The organism is Streptococcus mitis, assembly GCF_001579035.1.
Lineage (GTDB): Bacteria > Bacillota > Bacilli > Lactobacillales > Streptococcaceae > Streptococcus > Streptococcus mitis_J.
Genome location: NZ_KQ970287.1, coordinates 300111 through 301795 on the forward strand (window position 1 = coordinate 300111; position 1685 = coordinate 301795).

Sequence of the window (1685 nt, forward strand, 5' to 3'; positions counted from 1 at the left end):
AAACACGCGATACACATAGGGATTCTCTGGTTTATCGACTTTGGTAAAGCTGTCGATTTCCAAGGTTGGAAGGTTTTGTTTGAGTTCTTTATGGTAGTGATTGATCAGTTTTCCTTTGGCCGTAATCCAAGTGTTGTTTTCATACTGCCGGGTATTTCCCTTGGTCAGTAAGCCATAGACACCTGAATCCGCGATACAGTGAATAATGCCGAAGCGGAACAGAAATTGACTATTGGCATGACTGGGGTCGTTATAGACAAAGCCTGTAAACTGGATTGTCTTGCCCTCAAACTCATCTGGATAGTCGTAGATAGCTTCCATGACTTCCATATAGTTTTCGTTAGTAATGTTAATGCTATCTTGGGATAAGTATTTATCCGCCGCCGTTCGCATTTCCTTTTCATAGGCTGATTTTGAAAAATAAGAACTAGTATCTGGTTTCAGATATTGGCTGGTTGTCCCTTCACTTGTCTGAATGGCCAGATCCGTGCCTTCTGATAAGGGGAAATGATATCCTTTGGCTGAAACGGTCTGAGAATCCAAGCTAACAGTTGGAAAAGTTAAGCCAACGACAATTGGAATAGCCAGAAGAGCAATACTAGTTCCTTTAGCTAATCGGCTATTCAGATGACTGTGGGTTTTGACTCGCTTCATCCAGATATACAATTGAACAATTGCCAAGATAAAGGAAAGCACCATGGAGATATAGGCCAGATAGGAATAGTGCATGTTGATGTACTGGTTTAATTTGCCCGACAGATGGAGATAAATGGTCAGTTCAAAATAGCCAGCTAAAACTAAAAATCGAATCATAGGATGACTCCAATCAAGAGAGAATAGACTAAGACGACAAGAGTTACAATCGTTATGAAGTGACTGATAAATCGTGCTTTCAAGTAATTTTTCATCATGAGAATATTTTTGATATCCAGCATTGGGCCAATCACCAGAAAGGCCAGAACTGGTGCCAATCCGAAACTCGAGAGAAGAGAAGCCCCGATAAAGGCATCTGCCTCACTACAGAGCGAAAGAAGAAAGGCCAAAAGCATCAAAAGAAGGATGGCAAAAAGAGGGGTCGCACTGATAGAGGTCAGAATCCGTGTCGGAACATAGACCTGTATTATAGAAGCAAAGAGACAGCCAAATACCAAATAACGCCCCGTATCAAAAAATTCATCAATGGCCTGCACAAAGACCTGAACCCCCTTTTTTGCAGGGCTCAAGTGAGAAAAATCGTGCTCATGACAGGCCAGACGATTTTCTTTTTGAATTGGTTCTTGCCAGAAAAATCCTAGAAAAATCCCAAGTATCACAGCTACAAGAATGGAACCCAGAGCTCGTAACAGGGCGATATGGAAGGAGTTGCCAAAGGCAGAATAGGTCGCAAAGAGAACAATGGGATTGATAACAGGTGCTGTTACAAGAAAGGGAACAGCCGTGTAACTGGGGACCTTCTTTTCCAGAAAACGATTGATAATGGGGACGATTCCACATTCACAAGAAGGGAAAAGTATCCCAACGAAGGTTCCAAAAAAGATTCTCCCCCAACGATTTCGAGGGAGAAAATGATAAACCTTTTCAGGTGTGATATAAACCTCAATCAGTCCTGAAACAATACTTCCGATCAGAACGAAGGGAAGGGCTTCAATGATAATGGAGAGGAAAATAGCCCCAGTCTGAAGCAC

At 42.1% G+C, this 1685-nt stretch carries 2 protein-coding genes; both read right to left on the bottom strand.

The genetic code is table 11. From position 1 onward, the window contains the following. Window positions 1–813: TIGR03943 family putative permease subunit (locus SMIDD26_RS05905; RefSeq protein ID WP_061439463.1), on the bottom strand; the 813-nt coding region annotated here is incomplete at its 3' end. After that, on the bottom strand, window positions 810–1685 hold an 876-nt coding region (locus SMIDD26_RS05910; protein WP_134990178.1), incomplete at its 5' end, for a permease. The genes SMIDD26_RS05910 and SMIDD26_RS05905, both read right to left, overlap by 4 nt.